16 protein-coding genes and 1 pseudogene are annotated in these 20264 nt (G+C 43.4%); 9 read left to right on the forward strand and 8 right to left on the reverse strand.

The genetic code is table 11. The features are described 5' to 3' along the window. Positions 1-134 precede the first annotated feature (134 nt). Positions 135-1589 (forward strand): molybdate ABC transporter ATP-binding protein ModF, encoded by a 1455-nt coding sequence (gene modF / locus UQW94_RS02820; protein WP_005386196.1) that lies wholly within the window; start codon positions 135-137, stop codon positions 1587-1589. Here modF and UQW94_RS02825 read toward each other — a convergent pair. After that, positions 1577-3049 carry an EAL domain-containing protein gene (locus UQW94_RS02825; RefSeq protein WP_005386194.1) on the reverse strand — a complete coding sequence of 491 codons (1473 nt, stop codon included), beginning with the start codon at positions 3047-3049 and terminating at the stop codon, positions 1577-1579. The genes modF and UQW94_RS02825 overlap by 13 nt on opposite strands. Before the next feature lie 348 nt (positions 3050-3397). Here UQW94_RS02825 and UQW94_RS02830 point away from each other — a divergent pair, with 348 nt between their 5' ends. The 3 genes from UQW94_RS02830 (at position 3398) to UQW94_RS02840 (ending at position 8311) form a co-directional block, all read left to right on the forward strand. Next, entirely contained in the window at positions 3398-4132 is a 735-nt protein-coding gene (locus UQW94_RS02830) for an IclR family transcriptional regulator (RefSeq protein WP_005386192.1), read from the forward strand. A 6-nt stretch (positions 4133-4138) separates the two neighbouring features. Then, positions 4139-4978 (forward strand): arginase family protein, encoded by an 840-nt coding sequence (locus UQW94_RS02835; protein ID WP_322141982.1) that lies wholly within the window; start codon positions 4139-4141, stop codon positions 4976-4978. Between the two features lie 306 nt (positions 4979-5284). Continuing rightward, positions 5285-8311 carry a DUF6701 domain-containing protein gene (locus tag UQW94_RS02840; RefSeq protein ID WP_322141983.1) on the forward strand — a complete coding sequence of 1009 codons (3027 nt, stop codon included), beginning with the start codon at positions 5285-5287 and terminating at the stop codon, positions 8309-8311. Positions 8312-8375: 64 nt separating this feature from the next. Here the strand turns inward: UQW94_RS02840 and UQW94_RS02845 are convergent, their stop codons facing one another. From UQW94_RS02845 to pcp, 4 genes are all read right to left on the reverse strand, one after another. Continuing rightward, positions 8376-9668, reverse strand: a complete 1293-nt coding sequence (locus tag UQW94_RS02845) for a DEAD/DEAH box helicase (RefSeq protein WP_025768979.1) — start codon at positions 9666-9668, stop codon at positions 8376-8378. Positions 9669-9838: 170 nt separating this feature from the next. Next, positions 9839-10825, reverse strand: coding sequence for a CobW family GTP-binding protein (locus UQW94_RS02850; protein WP_262638893.1), 987 nt, complete (start codon positions 10823-10825; stop codon positions 9839-9841). A 63-nt stretch (positions 10826-10888) separates the two neighbouring features. Continuing rightward, on the reverse strand, positions 10889-11152 hold the full coding sequence (locus UQW94_RS02855) for a hypothetical protein (RefSeq protein WP_017635759.1): 264 nt from the start codon (positions 11150-11152) through the stop codon (positions 10889-10891). A 198-nt stretch (positions 11153-11350) separates the two neighbouring features. Continuing rightward, entirely contained in the window at positions 11351-11989 is a 639-nt protein-coding gene (gene pcp, locus UQW94_RS02860; protein ID WP_253657151.1) for a pyroglutamyl-peptidase I, read from the reverse strand. A gap of 289 nt (positions 11990-12278) precedes the next feature. Between pcp and UQW94_RS02865 the strand changes: the two genes are divergently transcribed. From UQW94_RS02865 to trpB, 4 genes and pseudogenes are all read left to right on the forward strand, one after another. Next, on the forward strand, positions 12279-12527 hold the full coding sequence (locus UQW94_RS02865; RefSeq protein ID WP_005375646.1) for a hypothetical protein: 249 nt from the start codon (positions 12279-12281) through the stop codon (positions 12525-12527). A 307-nt stretch (positions 12528-12834) separates the two neighbouring features. Then, positions 12835-13047: a cold-shock protein gene (locus tag UQW94_RS02870; RefSeq protein ID WP_005375644.1), complete on the forward strand. Its 213-nt coding sequence runs from the start codon at positions 12835-12837 to the stop codon at positions 13045-13047. Positions 13048-13422: 375 nt separating this feature from the next. Next, a pseudogene (locus UQW94_RS02875) lies at positions 13423-13620 on the forward strand (hypothetical protein); the annotation flags it as partial. A gap of 400 nt (positions 13621-14020) precedes the next feature. Next, positions 14021-15244, forward strand: a complete 1224-nt coding sequence (trpB, locus tag UQW94_RS02880) for a tryptophan synthase subunit beta (RefSeq protein WP_167415948.1) — start codon at positions 14021-14023, stop codon at positions 15242-15244. A 131-nt stretch (positions 15245-15375) separates the two neighbouring features. Here trpB and UQW94_RS02885 read toward each other — a convergent pair whose 3' ends face one another. Next, a complete protein-coding gene (locus UQW94_RS02885; protein ID WP_054576803.1) occupies positions 15376-16833 on the reverse strand; it encodes a DUF3360 domain-containing protein in 1458 nt (485 codons plus the stop codon). Between the two features lie 418 nt (positions 16834-17251). Between UQW94_RS02885 and UQW94_RS02890 the strand changes: the two genes are divergently transcribed. Next, entirely contained in the window at positions 17252-17668 is a 417-nt protein-coding gene (locus UQW94_RS02890) for a VF530 family DNA-binding protein (RefSeq protein WP_322141984.1), read from the forward strand. 151 nt (positions 17669-17819) lie between these two features. Here the strand turns inward: UQW94_RS02890 and UQW94_RS02895 are convergent, their stop codons facing one another. Beyond that, positions 17820-19070, reverse strand: a complete 1251-nt coding sequence (locus UQW94_RS02895) for a DEAD/DEAH box helicase (RefSeq protein ID WP_322141985.1) — start codon at positions 19068-19070, stop codon at positions 17820-17822. A 545-nt stretch (positions 19071-19615) separates the two neighbouring features. After that, positions 19616-20260, reverse strand: coding sequence for a lysophospholipid acyltransferase family protein (locus UQW94_RS02900; protein WP_225473279.1), 645 nt, complete (start codon positions 20258-20260; stop codon positions 19616-19618). Positions 20261-20264 lie beyond the last annotated feature (4 nt).

A 20264-nucleotide genomic window follows, 5' to 3' on the forward strand; every position in this document is an offset into this window, starting at 1 on the left:
CCTCTAATACAAGGCTTCGTTAATATGCACAAGACTGAGCACTGTTCAAAATTAATACACAAAAGCGCTTCCGTACTGAGTTCGTAAATTGTTATAAGTAATCCACTAAAACGAAAACAAGGAAGGCAAACGCAATGACTATTCACTTTCGTCAGCTTGCAGCTAAGAGAAACACGACACACTTGTTTATTGACGATTGGAAAATTAACACTCAGCAGTCTTGGGGGATATTCAGCGCGGATGGAGATATTGGCTCTCTGCTTGGAGACCTTATTTGTGATGAAATGTCACCAGATAGTGGGGAAATTGAGCTAAATGGGCTGTCCGTTGCGCAAGTGTCGTTATCAGAGCAACAGCGATTACTGGAAAGAGAATTAGAAAAAGATGATACGGATTTTCTTGATCGTATCGACCAAGGGAGCACTGTTTATTCATTAATCCTAGAGCAGAGCCAAGACACCAACTTAACTGAACAGCTAATTAATGATCTCGACCTAAGTCATCTTAAAGATAGTGGCTTCCGTGTTCTCTCTACCGGAGAAACCAGAAGAGTAATGCTCGCCCGAGCTTTAGCCACACAACCTGACTTAGTATTACTAGATAATCCATTTACTGGCTTAGATATTGCGCACCGAGCTGCTCTCGCTCGCTATTTACACTCGCTTTCTCAAAATGTGCAACTACTCATAACCTTCTCTCGCGAATCTGACATGCCTGAGTGGATCAATAGCATCGCGCTTTTCAGTGCAGGAAAGCTTGATAGTACAATGGATAAGTCCAGTTGGGATAATCATCCAATCATTGGACAAATTAAATCTCAGTCAAAGCAACAGAGTGAAGAAATGATGAGCTTGATACGTCAGCATCAGCACTCGACGCCATTCAACAACCCAATATTTGAACTAAAGAATGGGGCTGTCGAATACACCGATAAGAAGATTTTTACTGACTTGAACTGGCGCATAGACAAGGGCCAACATTGGCAGGTCAAAGGCCCAAATGGTTGTGGAAAGAGTACCTTACTTGGATTGATCTTTGGCGATCATCCGCAATGCTACAGCAATGACATTGATATTTTTGGTAAAACGCGTGGTACTGGCGAGACAATCTGGGAAATTAAGCAACATATCGGCATGGTGTCTTCAGCGCTACACCTCCAATATCGAGTCAATTGCAGCGCATTAGAAGTCATTTTGTCAGGATTTTACGATTCGATTGGGTTGTATAACCAGCCAACTCGCAAAGAGATGAATATTGCAAACGAGTGGCTCGATATCTTACATATGAGCCAGTACAAAAAAACCTCATTCAAGCAATTAGAGTACGGTCAGCAGCGACTATTACTGATTGCAAGAGCCATCGTGAAACAACCCACATTATTGATTTTGGACGAGCCGTATCAAGGGTTAGATTTTTTGGGTAGACGGTTAGTTAAGAACACACTTGAACTCATCGCTAGAGAGAATTTAAGCCAACTATTGTATGTGTCTCACTACCAAGAAGACCGCTTAGATAGCATCAAAAATGAGTTAGAGTTTGTGTTTGATGAAAATGCTCAGTGTTATAGAGCTAACGTCTACCAATCATAATGACTTCGCTGCGCAAGCTGCTCATAAGGTAATGGTTTGGAGTACAGGTATCCCTGATGATATCTCACTCCCATCTGCTTTAAGTGTTCAGCTTGCGCTATGGTTTCCACGCCTTCAGCGATCAATTGTACTTGTAATTCTTCCGCGAAGTGAACCATCGCTTTTAAGACAGAAGCACTAAGGCTAGGAATACCAATGGTTTCGACAAAGCACTTATCGATTTTTAAGTAATCTATGCGCATGTGCTGTAGAAATGCTAACGAGGTTTGGCCAGTTCCAAAATCATCGATCAGCACATCAATACCATGCACTCGCAGCGCTGCAATGCATTTTCTCGCCTCTGAATCAATGAGCTGACGCTCCGTTATCTCTACCCCTAATGAGACTTTGTTTCGGCTCAACTGTCTGTCGAGCAATTGAATTTTTCTGATCGCGTTTGGTCCGACTAAATAACCAGGCGGCACGTTAATACCAAGGTGGACAGGCTGATCAAAGCCTAATTTACTGAAGTCCTCTGCCGCTTTATCCAGAACGAAATCAGTAAGTAAAAAAACCAATCCACTTTGCTCTGCCGCAGGGACAAACTCATCCGGAGAAATGAACCCCTTACTTTGATGCTCCCATCGCACTAGCGCTTCAAACCCGAATAACTGACCGGTATCAACGTTAACTTGCGGTTGGTAATACAGGGTCAACTCTCCTCTTTTTATCGCTCTTTTAAGATCCAGTATCAAATTGCGATGGGGATCAATAAACTTATTCAACGCATACAAGCAAAGGTAGATAACGAAAATAATTGGAATTGAGTACAAAAAATAGGAAAGTGTTCTCTGTTTGACGAAAAGATCGCTGGCTTCGCTCAAAGCTTCATACTCAAACATTTGCGACGATTTGATACCGATAGGATTACTTCCCGCTCTTAATGCTCCTTCTGGTGAAACTTGATCATGGATAAACAGCGCAGAGCGTTTTAGGCGTAAATCGTTGTTAAACCCTATTGTCGCATTAAAGTAGTCATGATCGATAATCGTTACGGCTTGATAACCCCGCTCTCCTTCCGTTACCACTAGCAAGAACTGATCGTACAAGCTATCAACACTACCAAGCGCTAGCGTTTGTCCCTTGGGAAAGGCGATGTGCTCAGCTAACGGTTTAGAGATACTTCCCAATTTCGAAGAACAAGTAATGACTCCCTCTTTCACAATGAGCATTTCTTCAATATCTCGTTCAAACATTAAGCTTTGCTGGAGCTCTTCACATCGTTCAGGGTGTAGCAGCGCCGTGCGGTTTTCTGTCTCTATTTGGAATAAAATTTCATCTGCAATTTGCACATTTTTTTCTAATAAATGATTGAGATTGTTTTGCACGCTTTCACGAGCTAAATACAAAACCTCTCCAATAACCAAGGGAATAGGCAGAAGGAAAATGATGGCTTTTTTAAAAATCGCCTTATTCAGCATATAAAAGTAACCTTTTATAAAACCGATTTACTGAGATGGTACCTCGATTCCGATACCCGCTAGCAACTCACGTTTTTTAACATTATTTGTTTGGATTAACTCAGTATGCGAAACGCTGAGTAATACCGCAAACTAAACAATGTCTTATTCACTCCTGTTCCAATTTAGTATCAAGCGCCTCAAACCTGAGACTTTAATTCGACACCATGTTATGTCTATCGGTACTTGCGAAAGTCTTTACCTGTCTGTTTCTCATCATGTAAGAATTACCCATTAAAATTATTTTTCTTTTCTCAGTGATTAAGAATTATATTTGTCGTAACTCCTACAACACGTTACAACACTCTCATGACGACAAACAAAGCTAATGCTAACCAGGTAAACGAAAAATCACTGCAGTTGTTAATGCAAGTTGCAGTTAGTCCGTTCCCAGTTTCTGCGAAAACGCTAAGCGAGCAATTGAACGTTCCTTTAAGCAGCCTTTACCGACACTTAAAACTGCTTAAAGAATGGAACTTGATCGAAGAAAGCGTTCACGACAAGACATTTGTCGTTGGTCCGGCGGCATTATTACTCATGCACAGCTATGAGACCGCGCAACATGGGCTCGACATGGTCGAAACCATACTGGCTAGGTTGGTACAACAAACCGGGGAAATGGCCGCTTATATGGTACCAGCGGGTTATCGTGCGCTTTGTGTCAGACAGAAAGAAAGTATGCAGGCGCTGCGTTGCAGCTTCGTCCAGGGTCAAAGTCAACCTCTGCTGCGCGGTGCCTCATCTAAAGTGATGCTCGCTTTTATGCCTCAAAGTCGATGCGAGAAAATCTTGAGATATTTTAATCAAGATCACCGACGTGACGAGTGGGAAAAAGAGCTCACAACCATCCGTAAACACGGATATGCCGTCAGTACTTCTGAGATTGACCCTGGTGTGTCAGGTATTAGCGCACCGGTAATGAAAGGAAGCAAACTGATTGGCGCAGTCTCGGTGATGGCTCCGGCCCACCGAGTCGAAAAGGACAAGCAGCGCATTATTTTACATGTACTGCAAGCGGCAAGGGCACTACCACCAGAAAGGTAATTCATCATGTTAAGCTTTTTCAAACGCTATAAACTCCACCACACCGTGAAACAGCCGCAGCATTACCCTTTTTCTTTTATGACAGTGTGTGAGTATTTGCCACCCATGTCTAAGGGCGCGTTTGAATTAGCTGATCAAAGTTTGGAAAATGCTAGTGATTGGCTTTACCAACAACACGATCATGAAACCGCTGAGAACTATGGGCACTTCAACCACGACAAACTGGAGAATGGCGAGTTTCAGGAAGCGTTAAGCCTTTCGCTTTCTCGCCACTCAATTCCTGTTTTAGTCACTAACTGTACCGAGGCAATCTTGTCCATGTTACCTGTGGTCGTGTCCTATCGAGACGAAGTGGGTGTGGTAAATATTGGACATGACATGAACTTGAAACCAACACTTGAACCACGTTTAGGCTCGGCATTCCATTTTGCTCTTTCTCGCTATCAAAACGTGCGATTATTTTTTGCTGGTGTTAGCGAACAAGATACAAAGCAGGAAACGTGGGAATACGCGGAAGATCAAGGTTGTGATTGGGTGACCGAGAAAGAGTTTTCTTTTCGTCATCGCAATAACGTTAAGCAACAGATCGGCAATTACCTAGACCACTGCGACCAAATAATCATTAGCATCGACCTTGGATCTCTAAAAACCAAAAACAGCCTTGATGGCGCGTCAGAAATTGATATCCAAATGGTTCTACGCACGATTAGGCAATGTTTGGTTGCAGGTAAAGTGCGAGCAATTCAGCTCGTTGGCGATCGAGATTGTCTGGTGTATTCGAGACAAACGAAAGCCATACTAGAAGAGTTATATCAGATGGCCCCACTCATCGTTCACGCTGCCTAGCGTTATAAACATTCAGAATCAGGATCGCGTCCTTCCTGATTCTGAACCAACATGCTTACTTATTATCCTTAACTAACAAATAGTTACACATATAAATTGACACACATCACACTTACCTCTTGAACTAACCTGACACTTACGTTGTAATAAGGCCGCTAAACTTTGGTATGACATACGAAATAAAAAATAACCAAAGTTCAATAACTAAGCGGCTTCAAAACAAAAAGTACCGCAGCTATTCCAATTTCAGTGAGCATTTGCTCACGCTCGCTTGATGCCATCTTGTTCCACTCATTAGGACATTTGATGATGCGTCTTTGCAGTATTTTCACTGCGGTTCTTTTTTTACCGCTAACCTCACACGCCACCACTTATGACGTAAAAGATCTATCTAAGTTAGGTCAACTTTGCTCACACAAGAGTTTTAGTATCGAAAGCGATGGCACGACTTATCGCTGTACAGGGAAACTAGTCCTACCCGCTGGTGATAAAATTGTCTCCTCATTACCGGAAAAAGAGATAACGTTAAAAGCAGATTATGGAATTGTGTTAGAGGGGAATAATACGATTGGTGAACCCAATAAACGTATCTCTCTACACGCCCTCGCTACCGGATTAACGGTTAACAATGAGAAAGCATCAAACCTCGACGATTACCAAAACAAACACACTGTCATCTATGGTGATCTTCTATCGGCATACCCAACAAAGCTGCATAACATTCTCATAGACGGGAATATTAAGCTAACAGGTTCGACACTTAACATTGATGGAACGTACAACACCATTATTGGTGATATTTCGACACACAGCACGACCAATATACTTAATACAAACATCTGTGGTAAGGTCGAATCGCAAGGCGAAACACTACACCTAAAAACAAACCATCCTTTACAAGACCATTTTGTCGTCGGTAATGTTTCTGCGCACAACTCTCTGATTATAAAAGATATGTCGATCTATGGTACAGCTGAATCTGTAGGATCGTCAGCTACATTAAGTGGCTCATTCTATAGTTCCATCGCAGCAATTAAATACTTCCAAACATTGAACTTCAACAACGCTCCAAATCAGCCTAGTCAAGTTTGTGGTGAAATCCAACAAACGCCAGGAAGTGCACAAACGAAAGCACAAGACAACAAATACACGCAATACTGTGGATTGGGCGAGGCTGATTGTCACTACTCTTCCCAAGTCTGTCCAATCACCCCTCAAGGTGTTCCGAATTGCAGCATGCAGCCTCCATCGGAGAACGACTTAAACCTCAGCGCCACACCATCGGACGACATGGCACTGATGTGCGGCGACGATCTTCCGCAATTTACAGCTACAACAACCAATAATGGAGAAGTTGTAAGCGCAGAAGTCAGTGCCGTCCTATCACACCCTGACTTATTCACTTTAGAGGTGGTTAAAGGTCATCAGACATTAGGAGCCAACCAATTTATATCTGACGATAATGGTGAACTTGTTGTTCGAGTGGTTCCGAATAATATTGATACGTTCTCGTTAGATACCAACTACACACTAACTTTCACTATGGCGAAAGACACGAGCAAGCATCAAACTGTTCGCTTTATGTTTACGCCATTTATGTTTGAGGCCTACTCAAAGACGAAAAGCGCAACTTTAAATGAAATACGCGTTATTGCAGGTAAACCAGAAAACGTGCATACGCGATTGCTTGCTTGTGCCTCCACCGGCGAACCTGTAGTGGCAAGCAACTACAATGGTACGCCTAAGGTTTTTCATCCATTGGTTCAACCATTAGGAGGAAGTGAAGGAAACTTTAGCTATTCAGCGGAATTTAAAGACGGCTTGTCTGAACATGGTCTTATCACGAACGAGTCCGGCATATTTGAAGTGACATTGTCCGATCATTTTGAATGTGAGGGATTTGAAGAGTGTCCAGAAGAAGGCAAAGTGGAAGTGAAAGGGACATTTAATGTGCACTCGCGACCATGGACACTCGCTATTTGTGACAACCAACGTGCTTTGCCTTCTGGCACCTCTGAACAAGGAGAAGGGTTTCTTGCTGCCGGAGAACTTTTCTCTCTAACGGTGAAACCAATCATTTGGCAACCTGACGGCTCTGTAAGTGGGTCTGTTGAATCAGCACGCTATTGTGATGCTTCTATCACCCGTAATTTTACGCTTGATGACGCTCCAGCAGCATCGGTTGTCTTGTCGAGTGAGCAACATACGCCATCAGAGACAGCGAACCAAACCTCAAAATTGCTAAAAAGTAGTGACCCACTGGCTCAGGCGCATAATTCAGCCAAGAATGATCAATTCGTCTTTAATGGATTATATTGGGAAGAAGTCGGGAGCTTGAGAGTAAAAGCAAACCTAGAAAGTAAATATCTAGGTATGACTGTGAACGAAGGCTATCGTTACGTTGGTCGTTTTTACCCAAAATATTTTCAAGTGCAAGACCAAGAATGGCACTACCCACATGGCCAAACTTTTGCTTACATGAATCAACCTTTTGAGAAAGTCACTTACGATGTTGTCGCACTCAATGCGAATAAGGAAAACGTGAAGAATTACGTCCACTTTTCGTCTAACCTTCAACAACATTTCGATTTAGGCGAGCTAAGCTCATACTCCGATCGGTTTTTGCCGCCTAAGCCTAAGAAGGTAGACTGGAAACTACTGGGTAGCGCGAGTGTTGGAACGTTTGTTATAGAGAAGCCCTCGACCAATGCGACTTGTAACAATAGCCCATGCTGGAAAAAGAACACGACAGATAAGCAATATCCTGATGGCCCATTTAATAAAGGGACTAACAGTGACAGCAGCAAAATAGGTATAGTCACGACTAAAGCCGTTGATGAGGTAAATTTCTTTGATAACAGCGAAATGCTCACTCAACAACCGGACATTCGATTCGGTCGTTTGAACTTTCAAGATGTAGGTGGCAACCAAGGCATGGTGATCAAAGTGCCACTTGCTGTAGAAACTTGGCAAAACGGTCGATTTACGACTAACTTCGATGACAGCTCAACAACGGCGAATGGTGAATATTACTTCAGCACGCCAATTTGGTCGAATGCGCCTGCAAACAACGCCATGCTTTCTGGAGTTGGGACAATGCATGTTGGCAGGATGACCGATATCGTTGCAAGCCAAATTGACTCAGCACGCGAGCAAATACAATTCCACCTGGATTTAGACGGCTCAGGTAATCGCATCCCTTGGCTGAAATACGATTGGGATAACACGACAAGTGAAGAGGAAAATCCACCTGTTACAGTTATGTTTGGTATTCACCGAGGAAACGATCGCATTATTTATCGTGGTGAGCCAAATATGCTTGGCCTAAATTAACGCGAAACGACAAAACAAAAAAAGCCCCTCAATTGAGGGGCTCTTTTCACACAGACTGTGTAATTTACTTTGCGCCACGACGCGCTTTCAGGCGCTTCACCATAGCAAGACGACGCTCTGCCGACCCTTGGTCTGTTGCCGACTGGTTCGGATTATTACGACGACCTTGACGATTCTTGAATGCTGGTTTTGAGTGCAGCTTTTCAATGTAAGATTCACGCTGTTTTGGTTCATAGCCTGCAAGCTCAATACGGCGAATGCGTTGCTGGATTAGATTTTCAACCTGAACCACCGTGAGCTCTTCATCTCGGTTTACAAATGAAACAGCATGACCTTGTTTACCTGCACGGCCCGTACGACCAATTCGGTGAACGTAATCTTCCGCTAGGAAAGGCATGTCATAGTTCACAACGTGAGGTAAGTCTTCAATATCTAGACCTCGAGCAGCGACATCGGTAGCCACCATGACACGTGCTTTACCGGACTTAAACTCTTCTAGCGCACGACGACGAGCACTTTGAGCACGGTCACCATGACAAACCACCGCTTTGATACCATCAAGTTTCAGCTCTTTTACAACGTCGTTTGCGGTCTCTTTGTAGTTCACAAATACCAACACTTGTTTCCAGTTCTTGCGACCAATCAGCTCCGAAAGCAGTTCCGTTTTTCGCTCTTGATCAACTGGATATAACACGTGAGCAACTGTCTGTGCTGTCGTATTCGCTCGCTCAACTTCAATACGCTTAGGCTTACGCAGGATATCTTTTGCTAACAGATTTAGTTGGCTCGAAGTCGTTGCAGAAAACATCATAATTTGCGGATCAGTATCCACATCTAGCATGATCTTACGTACTGCGTGAATAAAGCCCATGTCCAAGATACGGTCTGCTTCATCAAACACTAAAAACTCTAAGTGTGCGACCGAGACATTACCTTGTTCAATGTGCTCTTCCAATCGACCAGGTGTAGCCACTAGGATATCTACACCGTTTTCTAATGCCGTTACTTGAGAAGACATTTTACGGCCACCGAAAATCGCGGCCACCGACAGGTTCGTGTACTTCGTGTAAGCTTTGATGTTGTCAGCAATTTGTTCAGCAAGCTCACGAGTTGGAGCCAAGATAAGTGCGCGAGCAGTCTTACGAGAAGCGCTACGGTTACTGTCTAGCAACTGCTGAATCATAGGCAGAGAAAACGCAGCCGTTTTACCAGTACCTGTTTGTGCTGTAGCGAAAATATCATGGCCTTTGCGAGCCATTGGAATCGCCTTCTGTTGAATTGGCGTTAACTTTTCATAACCGCATTCTGCCAGTGCTTTAACCACTTCTGGCGCAAAACCTTGAGATGAAAATGACATTGAGCGTATTCCTTAAACAAACCACTAAAAATAGCTTTAAAAATTTAGCCGTGCACTATACCCGAATTTGAGTGATTTATCTCACTTTTCTCATTGAAATCCTACAAAAGAAAAAACGGTGAGCACAGATATATTAGTGGTTCACCGTTTTCGTTTAACCTTTGCGCGATTTAATGTTTGATGCCAGATAACTGAAGGAGAATTCGCTCAAGCTCATCCCATGGCAACAGCTGAGAATCTATCACTTCTAATCGTGATTCAAAGCCTTCTAAGCTGATTTCATTCACCGACACGACTCGGTTGGCAACATTAAACGCGTAACAACCTTGATCCGTATTGACCACTGCTTTAACACGCTCTGCGGTCAAGTCCGAAAGCATAGAGAAAAGCTTTTCAAAATCAAACTTATACTCTGCCCCAAACAACCACCCACAACTAAAATAACCCTGCCCTTTGTTCTCTTTGCGCACAAAGGCTTCACCAGGCGCCAACTGGAATTGAGGCTCTTGATGAGCGTGGTCATGATGATGTGACTCGATATGGGAAGAAGCGCTGCCGTAAACCCGCTCAATATCCAAGACTTCTATCGGCAACTCACCGTCATGAATAAGCTTACTGAATACTTTTGAAGGGGATTGGTCCGTCACCCAGTCATTAAACACATCAAGGTCGTGGTTGGAACATAGGTCAACCTTACTACCAATAACCACATCTGCACTGTCTAACTGGTCCACGAAGTTTTGGTTAGAAAGATACTTTTCATCACTTAAGTTACGCGGATCAACCAAGGCAATCGTCGCTTTAAGATCAACGTAAGGTTCATACTGCTGTGAGGTAAGCGTCGCGATAACCTGTTTTGGATGACCAAGGCCTGTCGGCTCAATCAATAAACGGTCCGGTTTTTGACGCAATAATGCTGTGATACCTACCGACATCGGCACACCCGCAGTGCAGCACATACAACCACCCGGCACTTCTTTAATCAGCGCGCCTTGGTCGGTCATCAGTGCACCGTCGATGCCAATCTCACCAAATTCATTGACCAAAACCGCCCAGTTTTCTTTTTCCGGTTTGTTCTTCAGTAGATTTAAAATCGTGGTCGTTTTACCGACACCCAAAAATCCGGTCAGTATGTTGGTTGGTACTCGATTTGACATGCTTATCTCCGACACGTTAGTGCATTAATGCTCCAGCAAAGTATACGGAGAATGTGACTCGCTTCAACGCTTTTTATCGCGCTCATCAAGCTCATTGCGTGATGCGTGGGTATACATTTTTTGAGAATGATCAGAGTGACTTATCAACTCTGAACGCTTCATATCAGAAAGATACATACTGGTGTAAATGACGCAGGCAAAAAACGCGATAATAGCGACTACAATGGGAAGAACTCCGAGTGTGTTTTCGAATTTAAGCGCAGCGATAGCCAATGCGAAAACAACGACAGAGATAAGTGCGATAGACTTACTTTTGTTGCTTTTCATGATAACTCGCCTTTCGTAAGGGTAGCCCCTAATACCTCCTGTATTAGGGGGAGTGCCAGTTTGAACAACATCCAACCTGACTATTCAATGCTACTCCTTTCGCTACTTGTGAAATTTGACAAAGCTAACATTTATTACAACATCAAACGATGAACTTATTACTAGCTTTCAGACACTTAGTGGACTGTAAAGCACTTACTAGCAAATCGACCCGCCGCTGACCAATATGTCGTTTTCATTGGCAATACAAACTTGCGCCACCAGCCTTAGCCCTTCGACTATCATCTCCAGAGACATGGAAGGCTGACTGCCATCTACTGCTTGTTCTGGCAATAATGGGATATGAACAAACCCATGACGAATAGGTTTGTCTTTTAGATAATGTTGGATGCCATAAAAAAGGTGGTTACATACAAATGTTCCGGCACTGTTGGAAATCTGACTAGGTATACCCTGCGTTTGCAATGTTTGCACAACACGCTTTATCGGTAGTGTCGAGAAGTAAGCATCAGGACCATCAGCCACCACGGGTTCATCAATCGGTTGATAACCAACGTTATCTGGAATACGAAAATCATCGACATTAATTGCGACACGTTCTGGGGTTATCGCGCTACGCCCGGCCGCTTGCCCTACAGTAATTACACAGTCTGGCTGGTGCGCTTCTATTGCTTCAATAACGACTTTCACCGAGTCATATCGAACTACGGGGACTGGGCAAGTAACTATCACACCGCCTTTTATGGCCGCAGCCTCTAATTGCTTGACCGCTTCTAAGGCGGGGTTAATGGCGTCACCACCAAAAGGTTCAAAACCGGTAATCAGGACTTTCTTCATAACAGCCTTTAGGAAAAGAGTTTTACAAATTATTGCACTCCCCTTCACCCCATCCAATAGCAAAAGTATTGATGAGATAAACCAGACAACATTATGTGACTCATGTCTAACCAGAGAGTGTTTTCTGCCTCATTGAATCTAGGCAAGTTCCGGACTATCGAGACTAACTTATTGATGATTAGTGGCAGGGCAAGGTTCTCTCATTACATGACGCACGTAGAAGCTTGGTTTCCACGCTTAACTTAGGTAGAGTACGCGACCGCAATGCAATTCGAAGAGATTGAATACAATGAATATTGATAACCATGTAATCGAAACGATTGAAGAGTTAGAGGCATTTCTGCATTTAGTAGAAAGCGGCGCTCTGGGTCTTGAAGGTGTCACTGGCGTTGCGCTAGCCACCTCTAATACCGATGGCCGTCCATTTGTTGCCGTATTAGGAGAAAAGCACCAATTGCTCCTTGGCCGCTGGGTTTCGCAGCACGTATATGACAATGGTAAAGACATCGTTCGTAACGGCCCAACCAGAAAACACTAAGCGCTCGACGCCACCTATAACATCACGCCGTCTTATACACCAAGCGTATGCTTTGAAAGCAATGCGCTTGGTGTACTCAAAAAAATAAAAAAGAAAAGGCTAGCCTTTATTAATTTTGTCGGTATACTGCACATCAGCTCTTACGGAAAGAGCTATTAATGTAATTAAAGATCAAAGTTTCTCTCAGTTCCACATCGAATTCCTCGTTTACGTTCCTGCGACAAAATAGTTATCTCTAAAATCATATAGTAGCACTTGATATTAGCTAAAAATTCAATATTTAAAACAATCAAATATAGAGGTATCTATGTCTAATAAATTAACTGGTTCAGTAAAATGGTTCAACGAAACTAAAGGTTTTGGTTTTATTTCTCAAGACAATGGCGGTGATGACGTATTCGTTCACTTCCGTTCTATTGTTTCTGAAGGCTTCAAAACTCTTACTGAAGGCCAAAAAGTATCGTTCGTTGTTGAACAAGGTAACAAAGGTCTACAAGCAGCTGAAGTAACTGCACTGTAATTCTTTGTGTGGCATCAATGTTGTCGGTGCCACAATCCCCTTCCACTTATTACTGCCCTTACTATTCTCTATCTAAGTTTATATACCCAAATCACTTACCTCTCCCACACCATCATTAATCACTTTCAATAAAGTCACTTTGGTATACATCTTTAGGTAATCACACGGCCTACCTTGCAATTCCAGTTTGGAACTAAATTAATCTCATTCATATCTGAATCACTTCGCCTCATGCTTTGCTCATAAAAATAAAGTTTATAAAATAAAAGCGATTGGCGAATATAAGAGAAAAAATGAAATTAAATATATCTGCTCAATCAATAAATTCTAATAACTACGAGGACATAATCCCTAGCTGAGACGTTGAGTTAGAGGAACCGAATCGAAGGTCTCATTCCTTTATCAAGTTTCCAAAATGGTGAGTTCGAATTTGATGCAGTCAAACAAAAAATTTCCAGCCAGAGCGCCACGTTTACTTTAGGGACCAAAGTGCACGTGTTGGTTAAAGACGCCGATTCGAGACAAAGAAAGATCATGTTCAACTTAAAAGACGCGGAACACGCGGTAGGTTAGCCTGTTTTAGGTTACTTTCTAATCCATTAATCAAAAATAAAAAATAAGCTTTTAATACCGCAGTTAACTTGTGACATTTCGCTGACATCGACTCATTCTAAAACCCTAATATCTGACAAAGGAAACGAATCTAATTTTTGTTTCCAGACACCATCGCAGAGTGTATTTCCAGCACTCTGTTTGCCTCGAGAGGTTCTTATGACAGCCTAGAATCTCTCGAGGCTTTTTTGCACCTATTCAAACCACCTGATTCTACATCACAACTATTATCCCCTACACAAGCTGTACTTTTTAACTAGTTCACTAGATCGTCAATTGTTATTTAAGCAACTGATCACACAACCTCTTCCAAATTTTGGGTATAAAAGTATCAATACTTTCGTTAACTAGGATGTAAATAATGAAAAACTCGTTTGATCTCACTATGCCCAACGAAGAAGGATACTTTGGTGAATACGGTGGTAGCTTTGTTCCACCTGAGCTTGAACAAATCATGCATAACATCAACGCAGCTTATGAGGAATGCAGCAAAGATCCTGAGTTTAAAGCGGAACTCGCTCGCCTGTATAAGCACTTTGTTGGACGACCTAGCCCAATCTTCCATGCGGAAAACTTGTCTAAAAAATACGGAGCAGACATCTACCTAAAGCGCGAAGACTTAAACCATACAGGCGCACATAAAATTAACCACTGCTTAGGGGAAGCCATTCTCGCTAAAAAGATGGGTAAGAAGAAACTGATTGCTGAAACTGGCGCAGGGCAACACGGTGTTGCGCTTGCTACAGCCGCGGCATTGGTTGGCTTGAAATGCGATATTTACATGGGTGAAGTTGATATCGCCAAAGAGCATCCGAATGTCGTCCGCATGAGAATCCTTGGTGCTAATGTCATTCCTGCCACTCATGGGCGCAAGACTCTCAAAGAAGCGGTAGATTCTGCATTCGAAGCTTATCTGAAAGATCCTGATACACAACTTTATGCGATAGGCTCTGTCGTTGGCCCTCACCCATTCCCTAAAATGGTGAGAGATTTCCAATCAATTATCGGTAACGAAGCACGAGTTCAATTCAAAGAAATGACAGGCAAGTTACCCAATAATCTCGTCGCATGCGTTGGAGGTGGTTCTAACGCGATGGGGCTATTTACTGCTTTCTTAGAGGATGAACAAGTCGCCATTCACGGCGTTGAACCTGCGGGCCGCTCTTTGCAAAAGGTTGGCGAGCATGCTGCAACACTCACACTCGGTGAGCCAGGTATCATGCACGGATTTAAGTCTTACATGCTTAAAGATGCACAAGGTGAACCTCAGGAAGTGCACTCTGTAGCAAGTGGCTTGGATTACCCATCGGTTGGACCTCAGCATAGTTACTTAAAAGACATTGGCCGTGTCAATTACGGCTCAATCACCGATGACGAAGCGATTGATGCCTTCTTTGAGCTGTCTCGTGAAGAGGGAATAATCCCTGCTATTGAATCCTCACACGCTGTCGCTTACGCAATTAAACTCGCGCAGCAAGGAGAAACCGGCTCGATTTTGATCAACTTATCAGGCCGTGGTGACAAAGACATTGATTTTGTCGTTGAACACTACGGCGCAAAATACGGCATTGAATCACTCATATAGCCTAACTCCGTAGCCTAACCCTATATACAAAAAGCTACCTGGTACTAGGTAGCTTTTTGTTTGTGTCTTGTATTTTAAGAAGCAAGTCCTTTTATTCACCAATCCCACTATGCCTTAAAAGCATAATTCGATTAACCGATAAGAGCTGGAATGCCTGGAAGCTGACCAACAACAGCAAGGGAGCCTGCACAAACGATAAACGCAGTGCCAGGAATCAGATATTTATCTTTGCGCGATAGTTCGTTAGCACGCTCATGGTCGCCGATAAGCCCGAGGTTATCCAACAGCATCGTGATTGCCCAACCGAAGACAGGATTAACGAATGCACAGGCAAAAATACAGATACCTGCACTGAGTGAATCTTTATGTTTATGGATCATCTGCATACCGGCTTCAAGCAGTGGTAAGAATACACCCACAATCAAAGCAACGCGCAGAACAGGTTCCCACATTGCTAGATCCATTGGGTAGCCAATTACCGCCGCCGCAATACACATGAAACCCGTTAACAGTGCGCCACCTGGAATAGGACGCTTGGCAATTGCGGCAGGAATCATGTACGTTCCCCAAGAAGAAGCTAGGTTTCCGCCCCCTAAGAGTGAACCAACCCCCTGACGAACAGATGCTCCGACCATCGTGTCGTCGACATCCATTAGTACGCCTTTCGCTTCTTTCGGGTAGTTAAGTTCTTGAAACACACGATGGCCGAGATAATCAGGGGACCACATAGCGACAGCCAGTAGAGCAAATGGAGTCACGGCAATAAAGTGCTCTAGGGTTGGCCAGCCTAGCTGCCAGCCTGTATCTTCCCCCCACCAGTAGAATGGACTGAAATTAGGCAGGCCCGGCTCTGTGGTAAAAGCAAACTCAGCGCCCATCAAATAAGCAACAATACCCGCGAGTGCAGAGCACAATGGGATAGCGAGCCAACGTTTATTGATCTTGGCTAAGTAAGCGTAAACCATAACGGTTAGGCCTATGACCACAAACGAAATGTAACCTTGGTCCGTACTTGCAGCCCACGCTTCCGTCTTATTAATTTGCCCGAGCAACCCAACAGCACCAAGGTAGATCAACAACCCTCCTCGAACCCCGATACCAGTCAGAGTCATGAGTTTAGAGCCACCTTTGGTTAAAGCGAGAATTAAACCAAAAACACATACCATCAAACCTAGCGCGAGAGGGTGCCCTCCTGCAGCTGCGATCATAGGAATCAGCGGTATCATTGGACCATGGGTACCCGCTAAGTTTGCATTCGGGTTTAAGATGGCAGAAAACAGGATGACGAACAGGGCTCCAGCGATAAGTAATTCGTAACGCACGTTTTCTGCAATGAATTCCGGAGATAAACCAAACTGAGCAGCAAAAGCGGAAACCATGGCAGTGACCATAACCACTTTACCAATGGTTGCTGCTAATGCAGGTACCCAGTCTTCAATTTCAATACTGTAATCACGTGAGGGCAAATGAATTCCCCAGCGACGGAAGCTCATGACTGTTAAATCATGATTTAGAAAGTCTTCTCGGTTTTCAAATTCATGCGGTTTTTTGCGCACATCCCTGTAAAAAGTCTTACTTTTGTCAGACATTGAGTCATCCTTTTATGTTTCAACGTTGAACTACGTCAACTAGAGTTTCGCTTGGTAGACAGACCTTCGACCAATACGAGACAACACCCACATCAAACTTCTAGGCCATACTAAGAAAGCGGCATGAACCAATTTTGATTTTGAGCTTATTAAGCATGTGTTGCTATGGGTAGGAATATTAGACATTAGTAAAAGAACAACAAAAATCTCACTTATTACACAATAATTTAACATCGAGCTGGGACGCTTGAACTTTTAAGAGTCATTTTTGAGCAGAGAGCCAAGTAGAGCGGCCAATTCCGATTTATACTTTCAAGGTAGAGAGCACTGTGCTCGCATCCATCGCAAAGTAACTATAGATATCTCTGCATTGTATACTTTGTTAAACTCCGCCCTTTAATGAGTAAGGCCCTTAAAAATGATGACTGACGAAGAGAGAATCGAGCTGCAACAGAACAATCCACTGCACGGGTTAAAGCTAGAGACTATGTTGCAAGAGTTAGTAGATTTTTACGGCTGGGACATTCTAGATAAAGCAATGCGTTTTAATTGCTTTAACACTAAGCCTTCGATTGCAAGTAGCGTGAAGTATTTAAAGAAAACCGAATGGGCGAGAGAAAAATTAGAAAACTTTTACCTTTATCGCTTTAAGCGTATGCCACGCGCGAGCGAAGAAGAATACAACTTACCACCAAGAGCTCGTACCTTCCCTCATGGCCTTGAACCTAAAGAGCCAATGCCGCTAACCGTTGACTCTATTCTTAAGTCACAAGCTAAAGCAGCGTCTGCATTTAAAAAGCGTTCACCTCGCGGACGCCCTGCTCGTCGCCAATAACACTATCTTGAAAAGCAATAGAGCCCTACTGGTAGCTCCAGCAGGGCTCTATTGTTCTTTAAAGGAATGGCTAGAAGCGAAGACTCAAGCTAGTGAGCATTCCCTTTCTCCAGCAACTCCCGTAAGTAAAATCACATGTAGTTTACGTTTTCTATTGATTACGCTTTTTCTTCTTTTTACCCGTACCTGCTGGCTTCGCTCGCGGCTTCATTGGTAAAAAGTAGGCTTCACTCTGATCGTCTTCCACTTCAAAACCGACTACCTGCTCGCGTTCAAGTTGGAACTTATTTTTCTTTTCTATCACTTTGAAATGGTGGTAGTCGTCGTAATCGATAAGAGATAACCCTAAACCTACTTCACCAACACGACCACTACGACCGATTCGATGCATATAATCAGCAGGGCTACGCGGAAGATCGAAGTTAATCACCACTGGAAGTTTTTCAATATCAAGGCCGCGTGCTGCGATATCGGTGGCAATAAGAACTTGAATCTCGCCAGACTTAAAACCGTCAAGGACACGAGTACGAGCGCCCTGCCCTTTATCACCATGGAAAACTTCAGCGGTAATACCGCGTTTTGACAGCTTTTGAGCTAAATGGTTACAGGCATTCTTAGCATTCACAAAAATCAAAGTCTGTCGCCACTGATGCTGTTTGATTAAGTGCGCGAGTACCGCCGTCTTCTCACCTTTATTTACACTAAACACGCGCTGCACCAAAGTGCTGGCTTCTGCGCTCTGCAACTGAACTTCAACAGGGTCGCGGAGCAACTGCTGAGCCAGCGTCGTGACTTTATCAGGGAAAGTAGCAGAAAATAACAGCGTCTGTTTCTTCTCTGGTAGTAACGCAAGAATCTTATTCAGTTCTTCGGTAAATCCGAGGCTCAACATTCGGTCGGCTTCGTCAAGAACAAGCGTTTTTACTTGGTCCAACTTAATCGCGTTACTGGATACCAGATCAAGTAATCGACCCGGCGTTGCAACAATGATGTCACAGCCACCACGAAGCGCCAGCATTTGTGGGTTCACCGATACACCACCAAATACGGCAACCGTTTTGATCTTATCTCTGAGATGGTATGAGTAAGATTTGACGTTATATGCCACCTGTGATGCCAACTCACGAGTTGGTACTAAAATCAGGTGGGAAACGAAGTTGCCACGGCGATTGTTTGATTCGTCTTGCTGAACAATTTTTTGCAAGATTGGCAGCGAAAAAGCAGCGGTTTTACCAGACCCCGTATTGGCACCACCAATAATATCTTTCCCTTCAAGGATATCAGGAATAGAACGGGATTGAATGGGCGTCGGTTGGCTGTATTCCAACGCTTCTAGTCGCTCGACTAATGTTGGAATCAGGCCAAGATCGGCAAATGTCGCTTGCTGTGTTTTATCTGTCATTACGATGAGTGGCTCAGTGCTAGTAAAGGCCGTGTATCTTATGCTATTTCGCGTCTGGATGTTAGAAATAATGGCCCAAACAGAAGATTGGTGAAAGAAGCACTATAGGGCTCAGGAATTTCCTTTCACTAACATGAGTTAATGGTTTCGGTAACCAATACTCTACGACCAAGATGGTAGAGCTCACGACAAGCAAAGGGAAAAGGAGCCAGGCATTCTGACTCCTGTAAAACAAAACACATTGTATTTTGGGGAAAGAGATTACAAAGGCAGGCCACATCCGAATCAAAGGCTTAACCACACTATTTAAGCTCTGCGGTTTTAAGAACTTAATATAGCTTGAGAAAATACTATAGCTTGCAGGTGGGCAAAGTTACTTAGAACTTCTACTTAAATTAGTAATGTACGAGTAACTTCAAGTATAGAAAATTACTTAATTCAGTGTCCAAAATTGCTGGTTCGGATCTAGTAAGACAAACGGATTCCCTAAGTTTTTGGGGCTCTTGCTTTAAACGATAATGGAGTACTGTCGAGCTAGAACGTATCTACTCTTCGTGGTTAGTCACAATACATGCTTGTGCAAGCTGTTGATATTCAACTTGCATGGTTATTAGAAAGTCATCTGCATTTTCAAACCTCGCGATTGGCACTCCCAATACAACATCACAGTTAAAAGGAACAAGCATCGCTGTTCCTTTAGGGAGCGCTCGACCTAATCCGCGCATCACCACCGGAATGACAGGACAAGTTTTATGTTCATTAACTAAGTGATAAATCCCTTTCTTTAACCCGCTCATAGTTTCAGGTTCACCGCGACTACCTTCAGGAAAGACAATCAAGATATCTCCTTGATTAAGTGCCTTATGGCACTCATCAAATACAGTATGCCGCTCGCTTTTACTCGGTGAACGATGGATGGGAATAATGCCCAAAATATTGAGTGATAACCATGCTGATACTTTGTTTTTGAGAAAGTAATCGGCTGCTGCCACAGGACGCACCTTATGTACCATACTGATAGGAAAGAGTGCCAGTAATACCAAAGTATCGAGATGACTATTGTGGTTAGCCGCGACCACCATAGGACCATTGCTTGGCAGATTTTGCCGATTAATGATGTTGAGCCCCAAACCAACAAACACCAGTGGTTTCACAAACAGCAAGACGAACAAAACTTTTAAAATTTTCATATCG

Origin of the sequence: Vibrio sp. PBL-C16 (assembly GCF_034321865.1) — a bacterium.
Classification (GTDB): domain Bacteria; phylum Pseudomonadota; class Gammaproteobacteria; order Enterobacterales; family Vibrionaceae; genus Vibrio; species Vibrio alginolyticus.